Source organism: Streptomyces sp. G5(2025) (assembly GCF_049542075.1).
In the GTDB taxonomy this organism is placed as follows: domain Bacteria; phylum Actinomycetota; class Actinomycetes; order Streptomycetales; family Streptomycetaceae; genus Streptomyces.
The window spans coordinates 1,014,736-1,033,844 of sequence record NZ_JBMUZT010000006.1; the positions used below are offsets into that span (position 1 = coordinate 1,014,736).

The 19,109-nt window shown below is 66.5% G+C and carries 13 protein-coding genes, 2 rRNA genes, 1 pseudogene and 1 riboswitch; of the genes and pseudogenes, 2 read left to right on the forward strand and 14 right to left on the reverse strand.

From position 1 onward, the window contains the following. Positions 1 to 49: 49 nt before the first annotated feature. Positions 50 to 421, reverse strand: a pseudogene (locus ACOBQB_RS15440) (IS5/IS1182 family transposase); the annotation flags it as partial. Between the two features lie 356 nt (positions 422 to 777). Here ACOBQB_RS15440 and ACOBQB_RS15445 point away from each other — a divergent pair. Continuing rightward, positions 778 to 984 (forward strand): DUF5999 family protein, encoded by a 207-nt coding sequence (locus ACOBQB_RS15445; protein WP_423592300.1) that lies wholly within the window; start codon positions 778 to 780, stop codon positions 982 to 984. Between the two features lie 140 nt (positions 985 to 1,124). Here the strand turns inward: ACOBQB_RS15445 and gcvP are convergent, their stop codons facing one another. Beyond that, positions 1,125 to 4,013 (reverse strand): aminomethyl-transferring glycine dehydrogenase, encoded by a 2,889-nt coding sequence (gene gcvP / locus ACOBQB_RS15450; RefSeq protein ID WP_423592302.1) that lies wholly within the window; start codon positions 4,011 to 4,013, stop codon positions 1,125 to 1,127. A gap of 196 nt (positions 4,014 to 4,209) precedes the next feature. Further along, a riboswitch (glycine riboswitch) is annotated at positions 4,210 to 4,309 on the reverse strand. Between the two features lie 141 nt (positions 4,310 to 4,450). Between gcvP and ACOBQB_RS15455 the strand changes: the two genes are divergently transcribed. Further along, positions 4,451 to 4,828, forward strand: a complete 378-nt coding sequence (locus ACOBQB_RS15455) for a PRC-barrel domain-containing protein (RefSeq protein ID WP_423592303.1) — start codon at positions 4,451 to 4,453, stop codon at positions 4,826 to 4,828. Positions 4,829 to 5,205: 377 nt separating this feature from the next. Here ACOBQB_RS15455 and ACOBQB_RS15460 read toward each other — a convergent pair whose 3' ends face one another. From ACOBQB_RS15460 to ACOBQB_RS15515, 12 genes are all read right to left on the reverse strand, one after another. Then, on the reverse strand, positions 5,206 to 6,699 hold the full coding sequence (locus ACOBQB_RS15460; protein ID WP_423592305.1) for a DNA polymerase IV: 1,494 nt from the start codon (positions 6,697 to 6,699) through the stop codon (positions 5,206 to 5,208). A 62-nt stretch (positions 6,700 to 6,761) separates the two neighbouring features. Further along, the gene (locus tag ACOBQB_RS15465; protein ID WP_423592307.1) at positions 6,762 to 7,376 is read right to left on the reverse strand and encodes a MerR family transcriptional regulator; all 615 of its coding nucleotides are present in this window, start codon (positions 7,374 to 7,376) and stop codon (positions 6,762 to 6,764) included. A gap of 169 nt (positions 7,377 to 7,545) precedes the next feature. Continuing rightward, the gene (locus ACOBQB_RS15470; RefSeq protein WP_030794342.1) at positions 7,546 to 8,019 is read right to left on the reverse strand and encodes a bifunctional nuclease family protein; all 474 of its coding nucleotides are present in this window, start codon (positions 8,017 to 8,019) and stop codon (positions 7,546 to 7,548) included. Positions 8,020 to 8,106: 87 nt separating this feature from the next. After that, positions 8,107 to 8,850, reverse strand: a complete 744-nt coding sequence (locus ACOBQB_RS15475) for a MerR family transcriptional regulator (protein WP_423592308.1) — start codon at positions 8,848 to 8,850, stop codon at positions 8,107 to 8,109. A 46-nt stretch (positions 8,851 to 8,896) separates the two neighbouring features. After that, positions 8,897 to 9,808, reverse strand: coding sequence for an FHA domain-containing protein (locus ACOBQB_RS15480; RefSeq protein ID WP_423592310.1), 912 nt, complete (start codon positions 9,806 to 9,808; stop codon positions 8,897 to 8,899). A 143-nt stretch (positions 9,809 to 9,951) separates the two neighbouring features. After that, positions 9,952 to 10,776: a DUF881 domain-containing protein gene (locus tag ACOBQB_RS15485; protein WP_423598498.1), complete on the reverse strand. Its 825-nt coding sequence runs from the start codon at positions 10,774 to 10,776 to the stop codon at positions 9,952 to 9,954. A gap of 5 nt (positions 10,777 to 10,781) precedes the next feature. Continuing rightward, positions 10,782 to 11,114: a small basic family protein gene (locus ACOBQB_RS15490; RefSeq protein ID WP_344529508.1), complete on the reverse strand. Its 333-nt coding sequence runs from the start codon at positions 11,112 to 11,114 to the stop codon at positions 10,782 to 10,784. Then, the gene (locus ACOBQB_RS15495; protein WP_423592312.1) at positions 11,111 to 12,010 is read right to left on the reverse strand and encodes a DUF881 domain-containing protein; all 900 of its coding nucleotides are present in this window, start codon (positions 12,008 to 12,010) and stop codon (positions 11,111 to 11,113) included. Before ACOBQB_RS15495 ends, ACOBQB_RS15490 begins: the two co-directional genes overlap by 4 nt. A gap of 89 nt (positions 12,011 to 12,099) precedes the next feature. Further along, the gene (locus tag ACOBQB_RS15500) at positions 12,100 to 14,595 is read right to left on the reverse strand and encodes a sugar phosphate nucleotidyltransferase (protein WP_423592314.1); all 2,496 of its coding nucleotides are present in this window, start codon (positions 14,593 to 14,595) and stop codon (positions 12,100 to 12,102) included. A gap of 112 nt (positions 14,596 to 14,707) precedes the next feature. Then, entirely contained in the window at positions 14,708 to 15,316 is a 609-nt protein-coding gene (locus tag ACOBQB_RS15505; protein ID WP_423592316.1) for a CDP-alcohol phosphatidyltransferase family protein, read from the reverse strand. A 157-nt stretch (positions 15,317 to 15,473) separates the two neighbouring features. Continuing rightward, positions 15,474 to 15,590 (reverse strand): 5S ribosomal RNA (gene rrf / locus ACOBQB_RS15510). A gap of 87 nt (positions 15,591 to 15,677) precedes the next feature. Next, positions 15,678 to 18,798: ribosomal RNA gene (locus ACOBQB_RS15515) — 23S ribosomal RNA — on the reverse strand. Positions 18,799 to 19,109 lie beyond the last annotated feature (311 nt).

A 19,109-nucleotide genomic window follows, 5' to 3' on the forward strand; every position in this document is an offset into this window, starting at 1 on the left:
CAGGGGGGCCTCGTACCGCAGGATGTCATCGCACCCCTGGGGCGGTTCTGATGACCGCCCCAAAGGTCGGCGCGTCGCCAGCCTGCCCAGCGGTGACAACCAGTGCCAGCGGCCGCCCCAGCCCGTCACAGGGCCACATGGATCTTCGTGCTGAAGCCGCCTCCTTGGTAACGACTCAGGGCCTGACCTGCTGGCTCGCATCGCTCTCGGGCCTCGTTCTCCCTTGCCCCGGAGCGCAATGCTGATGTGCGCGGCACACAGTTGAGACCACCCATACCCTCCAGCCGATGACGCCGTCGGCATCCGCTGTTGCGAGTCCTGCCGCCAGGATGCGTTCCCAGCTGCCGTCCTGCGCCCATCGCAACAGCCGTTCGTGCGCCGTCTTGAACGAACCGAGGCCAGCCGGCAGATCCCGCCACGGGACACCGGCATCAACGGCCCCATCCGCTGCCACATCACGTCAGCGATAACCAGCCCGACAGACATGTCCGATCAACTGACCGATGAGCCGAAGAGAGACGGACTAGCCCGGACGGGTCACCCCGAACCACCCGAAGAGACAGTGGAGTTGGGCTGAACCGTCCGGGCGGGTGATACGTCATTAAGCAGTAAGAACCGAGGCTGCGAAATCCCTGCGGATTGACGCCTGTAGAGCAACACTGGGATCGGACCGACTACAACGGGGGGGCGGTTATGAGTACCGCATCGCATATGAGTCCCGCATCGAACCGCAGCACAGACGTCACCACCATCTCACCGCAGCGAAAGAACCCTTCCATGTGCCAGCACCAACCACCGTGCCCGACAGCCGACTCCGCCGACCGGGAAGCCGCGCTCCTCATGGTGAGCCACCCGGAGCAGGGCTGGAGCCTGCTGTGCAACGGCGTCCTGCTCTTCGAGGACACCGGTGAGCTGCTGCCGGACGGCCAGATCATCGCCCCGCACCGACCGCTGGGCACCGACCACATCATGACGGCCGCCTGATCGCCGCCAGCACAGCCGCACGGACGCACAGCCGCACGAACGCACGCCGCACAGCCGCACAGAACACACACGAGGGGCCGGCCCGGAGAGAACTCTCCGAACCGGCCCCGACGCATGCCCGTGAAACACGGGCTCCGTCATCAGTCCTCGTACGCGTCCAGCGGCGGGCACGAGCAGACGAGGTTCCGGTCGCCGTACGCCTGGTCGATGCGGCGCACCGGCGGCCAGTACTTGTCCGACGCGGTGACCCCGGCCGGGAAGACGGCCTCCTCGCGGCTGTAGCCGTGCTCCCACTCACCACCGAGCGCGGCCGCGGTGTGCGGCGCGTTCCGCAGCGGGTTGTCGTCGGCGGCCCACTCACCGGAACCGACCTTCTCGATCTCCCGGCGAATGGCGATCATCGCGTCGCAGAACCGGTCGATCTCGGCGAGGTCCTCGCTCTCGGTCGGCTCGATCATCAACGTGCCCGCGACCGGGAACGACATGGTCGGCGCGTGGAAGCCGTAGTCGATGAGCCGCTTGGCGATGTCGTCGACGCTGACGCCGGTCGCCTTGCTGATCGGCCGCAGGTCGACGATGCACTCGTGCGCGACGAGCCCGGCCGGGCCGGTGTAGAGCACCGGGTAGTGCGGCTCCAGGCGCTTGGCGATGTAGTTGGCGGAGAGCACCGCGACCTGCGTGGCGCGCTTGAGGCCCTCGCCGCCCATGAGGCGTACGTACGACCAGGAGATCGGCAGGATCCCGGCGGACCCCCACGGCGCGGCGGAGATCGGGCCGACACCGGTCTTCGGGCCCGCGGCGGGCTGGAGCGGGTGGTTGGGCAGGTACGGCGCGAGGTGCTCGCGCACGCCGACCGGGCCGACACCGGGGCCACCGCCGCCGTGCGGGATGCAGAACGTCTTGTGCAGGTTCAGGTGCGAGACGTCGCCGCCGAAGTGCCCCGGCTTGGCGAGCCCCACGAGCGCGTTGAGGTTCGCGCCGTCGACGTACACCTGACCGCCGGCCTCGTGCACCTCCGCGCAGATGTCGGCGACGTGCTCCTCGAACACACCGTGCGTCGAGGGGTACGTGATCATGAGCACGGCCAGCTCGTCGCGGTGCTTCTCGATCTTGGCGCGCAGGTCCTCGGCGTCGATCTCGCCGTCGTCGGCGGTCTTCACGACGACGACCTTCATGCCGGCCATGACGGCGCTCGCCGCGTTCGTGCCGTGCGCGGAGGACGGGATGAGGCAGACGGTGCGCTGGTCGTCACCGTTGGCGCGGTGGTACCCACGGACCGCGAGCAGCCCGGCCAGCTCACCCTGCGACCCGGCGTTGGGCTGGAGGGAGACCTTGTCGTACCCGGTGACCTCGGCGAGCCGCTCCTCCAGCTCACGGATGAGCGTGAGGTAGCCCTGCGCCTGCTGGGCGGGCGCGAAGGGGTGCAGCTGTCCGAACTCGGGCCAGGTGACCGGCTCCATCTCGGTGGTCGCGTTGAGCTTCATCGTGCAGGAGCCCAGCGGGATCATGCCGCGGTCGAGCGCGTAGTCGCGGTCGGCGAGCCTGCGCAGGTAGCGCAGCATCGAGGTCTCGGAGCGGTACTGGTGGAAGACCGGGTGCGCGAGGTAGTCGTCGCCGCGCAGCAGGTCCGCGGGCAGCGTGTCCGCGACCTCGGCGTCGAGCGCGTCGACGTCGGCCTCAACCCCGAAGGCACCCCACACGGCGGCCAGCTGGCGGCGCGTGGTGGTCTCGTCACAGGCGAGCGAGACATGGTCGGCGTCGACCCGGCGGATGTTGACGCCGTTCTCGCGGGCGGCGGAAACGATTCCCTCGGCCTTGCCGGGCACGCGCACGGTCAGCGTGTCGAAGTACGCGCCGTGGACGACCTCCACGCCACCGGCCTTCAGGCCCGCGGCGAGCAGCGTCGCGTACCGGTGGGTGCGCCGCGCGATGGACTTCAGCCCGTCGGGGCCGTGGTAGACGGCGTACATCCCGGCCATGACGGCGAGCAGCACCTGAGCGGTACAGATGTTGCTGGTGGCCTTCTCACGGCGGATGTGCTGCTCTCGGGTCTGCAGCGCGAGGCGGTACGCCTTGTTGCCGTCGGCGTCGACGGAGACACCGACGAGCCGTCCGGGCAGGCTGCGGGCGAACTTCTCGCGCACCGCCATGTAACCGGCGTGCGGGCCGCCGAAGCCCATCGGCACCCCGAAGCGCTGCGTCGTGCCGACCGCGATGTCCGCGCCGAGCTCACCGGGCGAGGTGAGCAGCGTCAGGGCGAGCAGGTCGGCGGCGACGGTGACGACCGCGCCCAGCTCGTGCGCCTGGTCGATGAGCGGCTTGATGTCGCGTACGACACCGGAAGCACCCGGGTACTGCACGAGTACGCCCACGACACCGCGCTCGGCGGCTTCGGCGGGAATACCGGTGCTCAGATCCGTGACGACGACCTCGACGCCGGTCGGCTCGGCGCGGGTCCGGATGACGGCGATGGTCTGCGGCAGGGTGTCGGAGTCGACGACGAAGACCCCGTCCTTGACCTTGCCCATGCGCCGCGACAGGGCCATGGCCTCGGCGGCGGCCGTGCCCTCGTCGAGCAGCGAGGCCCCGGAGGTGGGCAGACCGGTCAGCTCGGCGACCATGGTCTGGAAGTTGAGCAGCGCCTCAAGACGCCCCTGGGAGATCTCGGGCTGGTAGGGCGTGTAGGCGGTGTACCAGGCAGGATTCTCCATGACGTTCCGCAGGATCACGGGCGGCGTGAAGGTGCCGTAGTACCCGAGCCCGATCATGGAATCGAGCACCTGGTTGCGGTCCGCGAGCGAACGCAGCTCGGCAAGCACCTCGGCCTCGGAGCGCGCGCCGGGCAGCTTCAGCGCCTCGGCGTTCTTGATCACATCCGGCACCGCGGCGGCCGTGAGCTCGTCCAGCGAGCCGTACCCGACCTGGGCGAGCATCTTGGCCCGCGCTTCCGCATCGGGCCCGATGTGCCGCTGCTCGAAGGGGATGCCCTGTTCGAGCTCGGAGAGCGGGATGCGATTGGTGGCAGTCATTGCGGAGGCCTCCTGGTCTGCGCGACCTACGAGGGGTACCACGGCGCGGGTACCCGGACGGCCTCCCCCTCTGTCATCTCAACCTGAGAGCTTCACCGGGGGACACCCGCGAAGGCGCCGTCCCGGCTTTCACCGTCGGTGAGGAAGGGGTTTCGAACGTGCCCGCCCGTACGCCCGCCCTGCTTTCCAGAGTGACCTCATCCGTGCGGTACGTGTGCCTGAGAGATTCCGGGGAGGATTTGCTCCTTCGGCGCCTCCGGAAATCCTGACCCGGAGAGCTCTCCCGCACGGGATCAGCAGCCAGCGCCAGCCTACCAGCGCGCCCCCCGGCCGTTCCGTCGAGTGGCCGCCTGCCCCGAAGTGCTCTTACTTAGTGAGTACGAGCGGACAAAGATGAGTTATGCCCACATCCGACCCCGCGACAGGCTGGAGGGCCCGTGCAGACCGACATCGATCCGCGCAATCTGATCGGCCGCAAGGCGTTCGACCGGAACGGGGCGAAGATCGGCACGATCGACGAGATCTATCTCGACGACGCCACCGGCGCACCGGAGTGGGCGGCCATACGCACCGGCCTGTTCAGCCGCGACGCCTTCGTCCCTCTGGAGCCGAGCGAACTGGTCGACGACGGCACCCTCCGCATCCCCTTCGACCGCGACCTGATCAAGGACGCCCCCGACTTCGGCGTAGGCCGCCACCTCTCTCCCGCTCAGGAACTCCAGCTCTACCACCACTACGGCCTGGACACCACACCCCCGTCGCCCCCACCCCCGGACCACGACTTCGGCCACATCACGGGCGCGGACCCTTCCTGACCCGCGTCGGCCACCTGTCCGCAGTCCTCGCCCCTTACCCCTGTACGAGCTGTCCCGCCGCCCCTCCGGCCCGAGAGCGCACCCTCAAACGCGCCCTCACCCCCTCCCACCGCCACAGCCCCCACCCTCAAACCGTGGCTTCGACCACGTCCGTCACAAGCAACCCACCCCACCCCGCCACCCACCTCACCTCTTGCCCCCTTTACGAGCCGCCCCGCAGCCCGGGGCGACCCTCAGCCACACCCCTCATGCCAGCCACTTCCCCGCCCCTCCAGGCCTCACCTACGGACCGCAACGTCCCACGACCACTTGCCGCAACCCTCGCCCTTCCCCCTGAACAACAACCACACCCAGGAACAACACCCCCCGCCGAACCCTCACCCCGAGCCCGCACCCTCAACCGCCTCCCCCACCCCGGCCACCGCCCCGCCCCCCGAAGGCGACGACACCTCCACCACAGCGGCCAGCGGCTCCACCGCACAGGGCGCCCGCTCCACCAACGGCAACGGCTCCGCCGGCGCCAGCAGCGGATCGTCCGTACGGAACGTCCGCACCCGCCCCGGTTCGGACCCCGGCGTCTCGAAACGCACCGTCACCCGCCCCAGCCCGCTGCCCTGCACCCACCCGTGCCCGTACTCGGCATGCCGCACATCGTGCCCGGCCACCCAACGCCGCTCCACAGGCGCCGCCGGCTCCTCAGCGCCCACCTCCTCCGGCTCCCCGAGCGACGCCCCTCCTGCCTCGCCGCCGGACTCCGGCCCCGCATCGGCCTCAACAGGCACCTCCGCCTCAGCCGCCGCCTGCGCCTGCGCGAAGAGGTCCTCTTGCGTGTAGTCGGCGAGCCCAGTGACCGCCACCCCCAGGAGCCGCACCCCTCCCGTGGTGTCCACCGACTCCAGCAGCCGCGCCGCGGCCTCCCGCACCACTCCGGGGTCATCCGTCGGCCCCCGCAGCGTCTCGGACCGCGTCAGCGTCGAGAAATCGAACCGCCGCACCTTCAGCACGATGGTCCGCCCCGAGTGCCCCGCCGCCCGCAGCCGCTGCACACACCGGTCGGCGAGCCGGGCGACCTCCCCCCTGACCCGCACCCGGTCGTGGATGTCCACGTCGTACGTGTCCTCGACGCTGACGGACTTCGTGTCCCGCTCGGCCACCACAGGCCGCTCGTCGTGCGCCAGCGCCATCGCGTACAGCGATCCGCCGTGCGCCTTCCCCAGCAGCCGTACGAGCTCGTCCTCCCCGGCCTCGGCGATCTCCTCGACCGTGGTGATCCCGGCCCGCCGCAGATGGTCCCCCGTGGCAGGCCCCACCCCGGGCAGCGTCCGCACCGACATCGGCCCCAGCAGCGCCCGCTCCGTCCCTGGCGCTATCAGCCGGAGCCCGTCCGGCTTGGCCTCCTCGGAGGCGATCTTCGCCAGCATCTTCGACGCGGCGAGCCCCACGGACCCGGTCAGGCCGGTCACCGCCTTGATGTCCGCCCGCAGCCGCTCCCCCACGGCCCGGGCCGACGCCTCGTCGTCGGCGACGCCACCTGCCTCCAGGTCCACGAAGGCCTCGTCCAGGCTGAGCGGCTCCACCAGCGGCGACAGCTCCCGCAGCAGCCCCATGACCTGCTCGCTGATCTCGCGGTACAACCCAAAGCGCGGCACGAGATAGGCGGCGTTCGGCGCGAGCCGACGCGCCTGCCCCATCGGCATCGCCGAATGCACACCGAACCGCCGCGCCTCATAGGAAGCCGTGGCGACCACACCCCGCGGCCCGAGGCCGCCCACCACCACGGCCTTTCCGCGCAGACTCGGCTTCGCGGCCTGCTCGGCGGACGCGTAGAAGGCATCCATGTCCAGATGCAGGATCGTCGGCGCGCTTCTCACATCTCCGATGCTGCCCTACGCCACTGACAATGGCCCCGTCGGCAATGCCCCCCGGCGTCGGCTCAGACCGCCTTGTTGCGCCGTCTGGCGAGCTCATCGGCGGGGTTGTGGCCGACGAGCGTCTCGCCGGTGTCGATCCGCTCCCCGTGCAGTTGCGACAGCGCGGCCTCGACGTCACGCCACACCACACCCACTGCGATCCCGAAGACTCCCTGCCCGCCCTGCAGCAGGTCGTGGACCTCGCTGGGAGACGTGCACTCGTAGACCGTCGCGCCGTCGCTCATCAACGTCATCCGCTCAAGGTCACGGAACCCGCGCTCCCGCAGATGCTGGACCGTCGTACGGATGTTCTGCAGCGAGACCCCGGTGTCGAGGAACCGCTTGACGACCTTCAGGACCACGACGTCCCGGAAGCTGTAGAGCCGCTGGGTACCCGAGCCACCGGCGGCGCGCACGCTCGGCTCGACCAGGCCCGTGCGGGCCCAGTAGTCGAGCTGGCGATACGTGATGCCCGCGGCCGCGCACGCGGTCGGACCGCGATACCCGATCTGCTCGGAATTCTCGAACGTTGCGTCCCCGCTCCCCTGGACCGCCATCGGCTTCGGAGAGTGATCGGCCGCGCTGCTGTGAAACGGGTACGGACCGCCCACCGCCGTACCGTCGCCGCTGCTTCTCACGCCGACCTCCGTCCTTGACCTGCCTGCTCGACGGTAGGCAGTCACCAGGGGCTCGTCAACGATCGCCGCGCTCGCCACGCCGAGTGATAATCACCCTGAGAGTGGTTTCGCGTACCTCGCCACCGGGAAAGGCTAGCCGAATGGCCAGAAACAGGCCGTCGGGAGCGGCTCACTGGCTGTTGGTGCCGAAGTCCTCGGGAGAGATCTGGTCGAGGAACTCGCGGAACTTCTCCACCTCGTCCTCCTGCTCGTCCGGGATCGCGATCCCGGCGTCGTCCAGGACACCGTCGCTTCCGTAGATCGGCGTTCCGGTGCGCAGGGCCAGCGCTATGGCGTCGGACGGCCGCGCGCTCACCTCCACCCCACTGGCGAAGACCAGCTCGGCGTAGAAGACCCCTTCCCGCAGGTCGGTGATGCGCACTTCGGAGAGCTCCTGGCCCACCGCTTCCAGCACGTCCTTGAACAGGTCGTGGGTCAGCGGCCGTGCGGGTGCCATGCCCTGCTGCGCGAAGGCGATGGCGGTCGCCTCACCTGGTCCGATCCAGATGGGGAGGTACCGGTCGCCTCCCACTTCACGCAGGAGCACGATCGGCTGGTTGGAGGGCATTTCGACCCGGACACCTACGACGTCGAGCTCGTTCACACAGCAACCCTAGGACGTGGCTGGCAGGTTTGGGTAGTCGGGCACCCGCCGAGTACCAGCCGGGCCTCGGCCCGAGTGCCTGCCGGGTCAGGGCAGTCTGACCCCGAGCGCGGTCTGCACAAGGGCCGAATGCAGCTTCCCCGTGAGCCCCGCGAGCTCTTTGGTACGGGCCTCCGCGTGGGCCCTGGTCTGCGGATTGCGGTGGCGCCGCAGCGGCGCCACGACCTGGTCGACGAGGCCGGCCTCCCGGTCGGCGGCCGACTTCATGGCCCGCAGATGGCGTGGCTCGATACCGAACCGGCCGAGTTCGAGGACGAGTGAGGCGATCGTGACGGCCTCCGCGTCGTATCCACCGTCCGGCAGTCGTGCCACGAGCCCGTACGCCTCCCACTCGTCGAGCTGCGGCTCCTCGATCTCCGCGACGGCCAGCAGCTCGTCACGGCCCACACGGGCCGCTGTCGGCCGCTCGGCCTCGTCCCGGCCCTCGGTGCCGCCCGGGTCCCGCTGACGCCCCAGGGAGGGCAGAGGGGCCTGCTCGCCCCTCTCCAGCGCTTCGAGGTGCTCACGGATGACCTTCAGCGGCAGGTAGTGGTCCCGCTGCATCCTCAGGACATGGCCGAGCCGCTCGACGTCCTCCGGGCTGAACTTCCGGTAGCCGGAAGGCGTGCGCTGCGGCTCGATGAGCCCCTCGGACTCCAGGAAACGAATCTTGGAGATCGTGACCTCGGGGAACTCGTCGCGCAGCGTGTTCAGCACGGTGCCGATGCTCATGAGCCGACGGTCCGCGGCAGCGGTGCCGGTGCCGGCACCGCCGCTCGATGTTTGAAGCATGGACCTTCCTGAGGGGAGTCCCCCGGACGAGTCCGGGAGTGGTGGATCAGATGCCGACGCCCCGCTGGCTCGCGTAGAAGACCAGGCGGTACTTACCGATCTGCACCTCGTCGCCGTTCGACAACGCGACGGAGTCGATGCGCTCCCGGTTGACGTACGTGCCGTTGAGGCTGCCGACGTCGGCGACGGTGAAGGAACCGTCCTGGAGGCGACGGAACTCCACGTGGCGACGCGACACCGTCACGTCGTCGAGGAAGATGTCGCTCTGCGGGTGACGCCCCGCCGTGGTCAGCTCGCCGTCGAGCAGGAAACGACTGCCCGAGTTCGGCCCGCGGCGCACCACGAGGAGCGCCGAGCCCAGCGGCAGCGCGTCGACGGCGGCCTGCGCCTCCGGGGAGAGGGCGGGAGACATGGTCTGCCCCGTCGCCTCCGCGTCGTAGGCCTCCAGGCCCGAGATGGAGATCGTCGAGGTCGTCTCGGACGCGCGCTCCGGCGTCGCCCCGGGACGCAGCGGCGCACCGCAATTGGAGCAGAACCGGCTCGCCTCGGCGTTGCGGTTGCCGCACCTCGTACACACCAGGGCCATGGACGGGTCCTCCTGCCGCGGCTGCCCCGCGGGGGCATTGGACGCATACGGGCCGGGGGTGAATCCTCCGCCCGCTCCTGAGGTCGACGGTTCCCCGGAACCTATGCGGCCGGGACCAGCAGGGTCAACAGATGACACGCCCTGTCCGCCCGAAATGTCTCCACCTTGACCAGCCACCTGGTCCCGGAACATGGGGCGCTCGCCGCCCTGTCCCTCAGCGTCTCCATGACGCGGGGCACGGTGCCGGGCAGTGGCAGGATTGCCGCTGTCCTCACGTGCACTCTTGCCGAACAACTTCGCAAACAACTTCACGGGCGATTCCCCTTGACCGAAACAGACCCGCCCGTGGGGCAGGACGAACCCTGATTGCACACACCGGCATTCATCGGTGAACCAGACATCATCACAACGTCCGTAACCACCAAACAGTTTCCACCACGCACCACGCTTCCGGTGCGCCGACCCCCCCGCAACCTCATGCCCTGGCCTGACGGCCCCCATACGCCCGCCCCTCACTACGAGGACGACCGAGCGTAGTCAGGCCGCTTCGCAGGTCGCAAGGCGTTCACGACGATCTTCTCCGAGCGGGTCACGGTCACCGTGGCCTGCTCCTTCTCCAGAGTCTGCACCACGCCTCCCGGGATGTTCAGCGCAGGTTCCAGGTCCTGCGGCTTGCCGATCACCTTGAAGAGGTACGGTTCGCCGACCTTGCGGCCGTCCACCCGGACGCCACCGCCGTCGGCGTCCGACAGATGGGTGCTGGCCACCACGCGTACGTCATTGATCTGGATCGCCTCGGCGCCGGCGGCGCGCAGTTCCTGAATGGCGTCGAGCAGCATGTCCGCCTCGATCGCCCCCTTCTTGTCCTCGATGGCGAGCGTGATGCCCGGCCCCTGGGCCGCCACCGTGCCTGCCAGGATGCCGAGTTGCCGCTCCCGCTCGACCGTCTGCTTGCGGGCCTCTTCGGCCTGGTCCGAACTGTTCTCCAGCCCGGTCCGCTGCTCCTCAAGACTCCGCTTCTCTTCTTCCAGACGCTGAGTACGGTCATCCAGTTCATCGAGAATGCGTACAAGATCTTCTTGCCGCGCGCCGCGCAGCGCACTGCTGTCGTTGTTCGACCGCACCTGGATGGCCAGACCGAGGCCCAGCACGAACAGCAGCAGGGCGACGATCAGTTGAGGACGGGTCACCCGCGGCGGCCACAGGCCCTTCACCAGCCGCTGACGGCCGGTGAGCCGCTGCCCCCCGGAGGCGGGCGGCGCGGGCGCCTCCGGCTCGGTGGGGACCTCCGCGGGAAGTTCCTTGCGATGGCGGTGCTCGGGTTTCTCGTCAGCGCTCATCGGCGTCACGCCCTGAAGATGTGCCGGCGGATCGCGGCGGCGTTGGAGAAGATCCGGATACCGAGGACCACGACGACGCCGGTGGACAGCTGCGCGCCGACGCCCAACTTGTCGCCGAGGAAGACGATCAGCGCGGCCACCACCACGTTCGACAGGAACGACACCACGAAGACCTTGTCGTCGAAGATGCCGTCGAGCATCGCGCGCAAGCCGCCGAACACGGCGTCAAGAGCCGCGACCACGGCGATGGGAAGGTACGGCTCGACCATCGCCGGAACCTCGGGCCGAACCAACAATCCGGCCACGACTCCCACGACGAGGCCCAGTACGGCGATCACGATGTGCCCTTCCCTGCTTTCGGCTCTGCTGTACGTACGGTCACACTCGGCGCTGCGGGCAGCCGGAGCTCGTCCACCACGGAAATGCTGGTCCGGATGCCGAAGTTCTCCTGCAGAGCATGCAGGTACTGACCGTCGGGGCTGTTCTGGAACCGTGTGCTCAAGCGTTTCCCCGCCCCCACCGCGAGCACCGTATACGGCGGTACCAGCGGCCTGTTGTCGACCAGTATCGCGTCACCCGCGGCCCTGATCGCCGACAGTGCGGTGAGCCGCTGGTCGTTGATGGAGATCGCCTCGGCGCCGGACTGCCACAGGCCGTTGACGACGCGCTGCATGTCACGGTCGCGCACCCGCCCGGTGTCGGAGAACCCGTGGCTCTCGCGTGGCCCTCCCCCGCCCTGCTCCGCCTGCTTCTTGTCGTCCACCACGAGCTTCACTCCGGGCCCGTGGACTTTCGTGGCACCGGAGAGCAGACCGAGCAGCTCGCCCTTGCTGCCGCCGTGCTTCTTCAGCGCGGCCCGCTGCCGCTCCCCCACGTCGTCGCGGAGCTCGTCCACGTCGTCCTTGAGCTCGTCGGCCCCGGCCGTGGCCGCCTCGACTCGGTCAATCAGCTCCTCGCGCTCCTTGGCGAGCACCGGCGCCGCCACCCGGGCCTGCGCGGCTCCCACGGTGACGACGAGCGCGGCGAGTACGAGGCCCGCCGCCAGCCCGAGTTTGGCCCGCAATGGGCGCGGGAGACCGCTGTCCCCCCTGGCCTTCTTCCTGGCCGCCGTCTCCGCGTAGCCCTCGTCCAGGCTGTGGTCCATGACGGTGGTGAGCAGCGACATGGACGCGTCCGGACGCCTGGGCCGGGATGATGTGCTCCGAACGGGGGGCTGCTGCGGCATGCCGCACATCGTCGCACGTCGCGGGCGCTACTTCCGAATGGCCCCACCGGCGTGCCGGGCAGCACCCGTTGCGGGTACCGCCCGGCAGCAGGTCATGATCAGCGGCCCGCGCTGTCCACCACCGCGGCCCACTCGTCGAGCAGCGCCTGGGCGGACGCGTCGTCGGGCCCCTCGGCCCACAGATGGGTGACGGCCTCCGCCGGATCCGGCAGCACCAGCACCCAGCGCCCGTCGGCCTCCACGACCCGCACACCGTCGGTGGTGTCCACGGACCGGCCCCCGGCCTCCTCCACCACACGCCGCATCACGAGCCCCTTGACGGCCCAGGGCGTCGCGAGGTCACGCCGCTGCACATGGGCCCGCGGAATGCGCGCGTCGATCTGACTCAGGGTGAGCTGAGTACGTGCCACCAGCCCGATGAGCCGTACGAACGCGGCGGTGCCGTCGAACACACTGCTGAACTCGGGCACGATGAAACCACCGCGGCCGTCGCCACCGAAGATCGTCGACTCCCCGCGTCCGACCCGCGTCAGATCGTCGGGTGAGGTGGTCGTCCAGTCCACCTGCGTACCGTGGTACGCGGCCACCTGCTCGGCGATACGCGTCGTGGTCACGGGCAGCGCCACCCGCCCGCTGCGCCGCTCGGCCGCCACCAGGTCGAGCATGACCAGCAGGGCCCGGTCGTCCTCGACGATCCGTCCCTTCTCGTCCACGAGCGAGAGCCGCTCGCCCACCGGGTCGAACCGCACCCCGAAGGCCGCTCGCGCCGACGCAACGATCTCACCGAGCCGCACCAGGCCGGCCCTGCGGGCGTCCGCCGTCTCGGTCGGCCGCGACTCGTCGAGGCCAGGGTTGATCGTCAGCGCGTCCACACCGAGCTTGCCGAGCAGGCTGGGCAGCACCAGTCCGGCACTTCCGTTGGACGCGTCGACGACGACCTTCAGCCCCGACTCGGCGATCCCGGAGGTGTCCACGTTCCGCAGCAGCGAGCCGGTGTAGGAGTCGAAGACGCTGGACGGGAAGTGCAGATCCCCGATCTCGCCGGGGAAGGCCCGCCGGTATTCCTGACGCGCGTATACGCGATCGAGTTTCCGCTGGCTTCCCTGCGAGAGGTCGGCGCCCTCCCCGTCGAAGAACATGATGTCGACGGAGTCCGGCACTCCGGGCGTCGTCCGGATCATGATTCCCCCGGCACTGCCGCGCGCGGTCTGCTGCCGCGCGACCGGCAGCGGCACGTTCTCCAGATCGCGTACGTCGATGGCGCTGGCCTGGAGCGCCGAGATCACCGCCCGTTTGAGTGCACGGGCGCCGCGCGAGTGGTCACGCGCGGTGGTGACGGTCGAGCCCTTCTTCAGGGTCGTCGCATACGCACCCGCAAGACGCACCGCGAGTTCAGGCGTGATCTCCACGTTCAGAATGCCGGACACACCACGGGCCCCGAAGAGGTGCGCCTGGCCGCGGGACTCCCAGATGACGGACGTGTTGACGAACGCGCCCGCCTCGATCGTCTTGAATGGATAGACCCGCACATTGCCCTGGATGATCGATTCTTCACCGACGAGGCACTCGTCGCCGATGACCGCGCCGTCCTCGATGCGAGCGGCCCGCATGATGTCGGTGTTCTTTCCGACGACGCAGCCGCGCAGATTGCTGTGCTGTCCGATGTAGACGTTGTCGTGCACGACGGCCTTGTGCAGGAAGGCGCCGTCCTTCACCACGACATTCGAGCCCACCACGGTGTGCTCACGAATCTCGACGTTCGCCTCGACCTTGGCGTAGTCCCCGATGTACAGGGGCCCGCGCAGCACGGCGTCCGGATGTACCTCGGCGCCCTCGGCGACCCATACGCCGGGCGAGATCTCGAAGCCGTCGAGCTCGACGTCGACCTTGCCCTCCAGGACGTCGGCCTGCGCCTTGCCGTAGCTCTCGTGTGTACCGACGTCCTCCCAGTAGCCCTCGGCGATGTAGCCGTAGATGGGCTTGCCTTCCTTCATCAGCTGCGGGAAGACGTCACCGGACCAGTCGACCGGCACGTCGGCCTCGACGTAGTCGAACACCTCGGGCTCCATCACATAGATGCCCGTGTTCACGGTGTCGGAGAAGACCTGCCCCCAGGTCGGCTTCTCCAGGAAGCGCTCGACCTTGCCTTCCTCGTCCACGATGGTGATGCCGAATTCGAGCGGGTTGGGTACACGCGTCAGACAGACGGTGACGAGCGCGCCCTTTTCCTTGTGGAAGTTAATCAGCTCGGTGAGGTCGAAGTCGGTGAGCGCGTCACCGGAGATCACGAGGAACGCATCGTCCTTCAGCGCTTCCTCGGCGTTCTTCACGCTGCCTGCGGTGCCGAGCGGCTTCTCTTCGTTGGCATAGGTGAGCTCCATCCCGAGCTCTTCGCCGTCGCCGAAGTAGTTCTTGACGAGCGACGCCAAGAACTGCACTGTTACCACGGTCTCGGTCAGACCATGCCTCTTCAGCAGGCGCAACACATGCTCCATGATCGGCCGATTGGCCACGGGCAGGAGCGGTTTGGGCATGCTAGAGGTCATGGGGCGAAGGCGGGTACCCTCACCGCCGGCCATTACGACGGCCTTCATGTCGGAAACGTCCTCCTCATAGACGACGATCTAGCCGACTCAGCCCGCCAAGCAGGACCCGCATATGTCAAACGCGGGCCTTCGCGCCTCTACGGTCACCTAATTGGCAGGCTCAATCGGCCATGCTGTCCGCTTTCACGAGTCGGCGGACCTGGATCACATACAGGATCCCTGCCCACCAGTACAGACTTGTACCCCATCCGGCGAACGCCCATCCGAAAATAGCAGCAAGAGAAGCGATCCAGCTGTGTCCGTCGCTCAGGAGCAGTAGTGGAAAGGCGTACATCAGGTTGAAGGTGGCGGCCTTGCCGAGGAAGTTCACCTGCGGCGGGGGATAGCCGTGGCGCCTGAGGATCCAGACCATCACCAGGAGGACCAGTTCCCGCAGCAGAAGCACCCCGGTCAGCCAGAGCGGAAGAATCTCCCGCCACGTGAGGCCGACAAGCGTCGAGAGGATATAGAGCCGATCGGCCGCGGGGTCGAGGAGCCGGCCCAGGTTGCTGATCTGGTTCCAGCGGCGCGCGAGCTTGCCGTCGAGGTAGTCGCTGATGCCGCTGGCCGCGAGCACCAGCAGCGCCCATCCATCACTGTTGGGCCCTCCGAACTCAGGCCTGAGGATCAACCACAGGAAGAGGGGCACGCCGGCGAGGCGCGCCATGCTGAGGATGTTCGGGATGGTGAGGACACGGTCCGTCTGGACACGCGTCTCCTGGACCTCCACCCGGGGGCCTCCTGTGGGAAAAGAACCAATGATGCCCCCTGACCTTACCCTCAGCTGACAGCCGACGGTGCGGAGGGGTGGCGGGGGGTACCGCACGCACAAAACAAAAAAGCCGTGGTTCCTGGAATTGAATCCAGGAACCACGGCTATAAAAGGAGTTCGGCGGCGTCCTACTCTCCCACAGGGTCCCCCCTGCAGTACCATCGGCGCTGTGAGGCTTAGCTTCCGGGTTCGGTATGTAACCGGGCGTTTCCCTCACGCTATGACCACCGAAACACTATGAAACTGACAACCGCACCATGCGTGACCACACATGGGGTTGTTCGTGGTTTCAGAACCAACACAGTGGACGCGAGCAACTGAGGACAAGCCCTCGGCCTATTAGTACCAGTCACCTCCACCCGTTACCGGGCTTCCAGATCTGGCCTATCAACCCAGTCGTCTACTGGGAGCCTTAACCCCTCAAAGGGGGTGGGAATACTCATCTCGAAGCAGGCTTCCCGCTTAGATGCTTTCAGCGGTTATCCTTTCCGAACGTAGCCAACCAGCCATGCCCTTGGCAGGACAACTGGCACACCAGAGGTTCGTCCGTCCCGGTCCTCTCGTACTAGGGACAGCCCTTCTCAATATTCCTACGCGCACAGAGGATAGGGACCGAACTGTCTCACGACGTTCTAAACCCAGCTCGCGTACCGCTTTAATGGGCGAACAGCCCAACCCTTGGGACCGACTCCAGCCCCAGGATGCGACGAGCCGACATCGAGGTGCCAAACCATCCCGTCGATATGGACTCTTGGGGAAGATCAGCCTGTTATCCCCGGGGTACCTTTTATCCGTTGAGCGACGGCGCTTCCACAAGCCACCGCCGGATCACTAGTCCCGACTTTCGTCCCTGCTCGACCCGTCGGTCTCACAGTCAAGCTCCCTTGTGCACTTACACTCAACACCTGATTACCAACCAGGCTGAGGGAACCTTTGGGCGCCTCCGTTACTCTTTGGGAGGCAACCGCCCCAGTTAAACTACCCATCAGACACTGTCCCTGATCCGGATCACGGACCGAGGTTAGACATCCAGCACGACCAGAGTGGTATTTCAACGGCGACTCCACACACACTGGCGTGCATGCTTCACAGTCTCCCACCTATCCTACACAAGCCGAACCGAACACCAATATCAAACTGTAGTAAAGGTCCCGGGGTCTTTCCGTCCTTCTGCGCGAAACGAGCATCTTTACTCGTAGTGCAATTTCACCGGGCCTATGGTTGAGACAGTCGAGAAGTCGTTACGCCATTCGTGCAGGTCGGAACTTACCCGACAAGGAATTTCGCTACCTTAGGATGGTTATAGTTACCACCGCCGTTTACTGGCGCTTAAGTTCTCAGCTTCGCACACCCGAAAGTGCACTAACCGGTCCCCTTAACGTTCCAGCACCGGGCAGGCGTCAGTCCGTATACATCGCCTTACGGCTTCGCACGGACCTGTGTTTTTAGTAAACAGTCGCTTCTCGCTGGTCTCTGCGGCCACCCCCAGCTCAGAGTGCAAGACTCATCACCGGTGATGGCCCCCCTTCTCCCGAAGTTACGGGGGCATTTTGCCGAGTTCCTTAACCATAGTTCACCCGAACGCCTCGGTATTCTCTACCTGACCACCTGAGTCGGTTTAGGGTACGGGCCGCCATGAAACTCGCTAGAGGCTTTTCTCGACAGCATAGGATCATCCACTTCACCACAATCGGCTCGGCATCAGGTCTCAGCCTTATGTGCGACGGATTTACCTACCGCACGGCCTACACCCTTACCCCGGGACAACCACCGCCCGGGCTGGACTACCTTCCTGCGTCACCCCATCACTCACCTACTACAAGTCTGGTCCGTCGGCTCCACCACTTTCCATTCCCCGAAGGGTCCGGAACGGCTTCACGGACTTAGCATCGCCTGATTCAATGTTTGACGCTTCACAGCGGGTACCGGAATATCAACCGGTTATCCATCGACTACGCCTGTCGGCCTCGCCTTAGGTCCCGACTTACCCTGGGCAGATCAGCTTGACCCAGGAACCCTTAGTCAATCGGCGCACACGTTTCTCACGTATGTATCGCTACTCATGCCTGCATTCTCACTCGTGAACCGTCCACCACTGCCTTCCGGCGCAGCTTCACCCGGCACACGACGCTCCCCTACCCATCCCAGCGGGCGTTGGCCCTCATGCTGAAATGACACGACTTCGGCGGTACGCTTGAGCCCCGCTACATTGTCGGCGCGGAATCACTAGACCAGTGAGCTATTACGCACTCTTTCAAGGGTGGCTGCTTCTAAGCCAACCTCCTGGTTGTCTGTGCGACTCCACATCCTTTCCCACTTAGCGTACGCTTAGGGGCCTTAGTCGATGCTCTGGGCTGTTTCCCTCTCGACCATGGAGCTTATCCCCCACAGTCTCACTGCCGCGCTCTCACTTACCGGCATTCGGAGTTTGGCTAAGGTCAGTAACCCGGTAGGGCCCATCGCCTATCCAGTGCTCTACCTCCGGCAAGAAACACACGACGCTGCACCTAAATGCATTTCGGGGAGAACCAGCTATCACGGAGTTTGATTGGCCTTTCACCCCTAACCACAGGTCATCCCCCAGGTTTTCAACCCTGGTGGGTTCGGTCCTCCACGACCTCTTACAGCCGCTTCAACCTGCCCATGGCTAGATCACTCCGCTTCGGGTCTTGAGCGCGCTACTGAATCGCCCTATTCGGACTCGCTTTCGCTACGGCTTCCCCACACGGGTTAACCTCGCAACACACCGCAAACTCGCAGGCTCATTCTTCAAAAGGCACGCAGTCACGAGGATGGAGCAAGCTCCATCCCGACGCTCCCACGGCTTGTAGGCACACGGTTTCAGGTACTATTTCACTCCGCTCCCGCGGTACTTTTCACCATTCCCTCACGGTACTATCCGCTATCGGTCACCAGGGAATATTTAGGCTTAACGGGTGGTCCCGCCAGATTCACACGGGATTTCTCGGGCCCCGTGCTACTTGGGTGTCTCTCAAACGAGCCGCTGATGTTTCGACTACGGGGGTCTTACCCTCTACGCCGGACCTTTCGCATGTCCTTCGCCTACATCAACGGTTTCTGACTCGTCTCACAGCCGGCAGACTGTGAAAGAGAGATCCCACAACCCCCACGACGCAACCCCTGCCGGGTCTCACACGTCGTAGGTTTGGCCTCATCCGGTTTCGCTCGCCACTACTCCCGGAATCACGGTTGTTTTCTCTTCCTGCGGGTACTGAGATGTTTCACTTCCCCGCGTTCCCTCCACACTGCCTATGTGTTCAGCAGCGGGTGACAGCCCATGACGACTGCCGGGTTTCCCCATTCGGAAACCCCCGGATCAAAGCCTGGTTGACGACTCCCCGGGGACTATCGTGGCCTCCCACGTCCTTCATCGGTTCCTGGTGCCAAGGCATCCACCGTGCGCCCTTAAAAACTTGGCCACAGATGCTCGCGTCCACTGTGCAGTTCTCAAACAACGACCAACCACCCATCACAGCCCGCCGAAGCGAACCTACACTGGGGTCGGCATTGAGGTCGGGAACAAGCCCGTACCCTCAGATACCCAACAGCGTGCCCGACCAGTCCCCGTCCGAAGATCATGCTTTCCACGCCCTTACGAGCAGTACTTGCAGCCTCCGACCCGAGAAACAGGCCGAGTAGTCAACGTTCCACCCATGAGCAACCAGCATCAGACATTCGCCGATGTACTGGCCTCTGACCTCACCCCGAAGGGATCGGTAAGAAGTGCTCC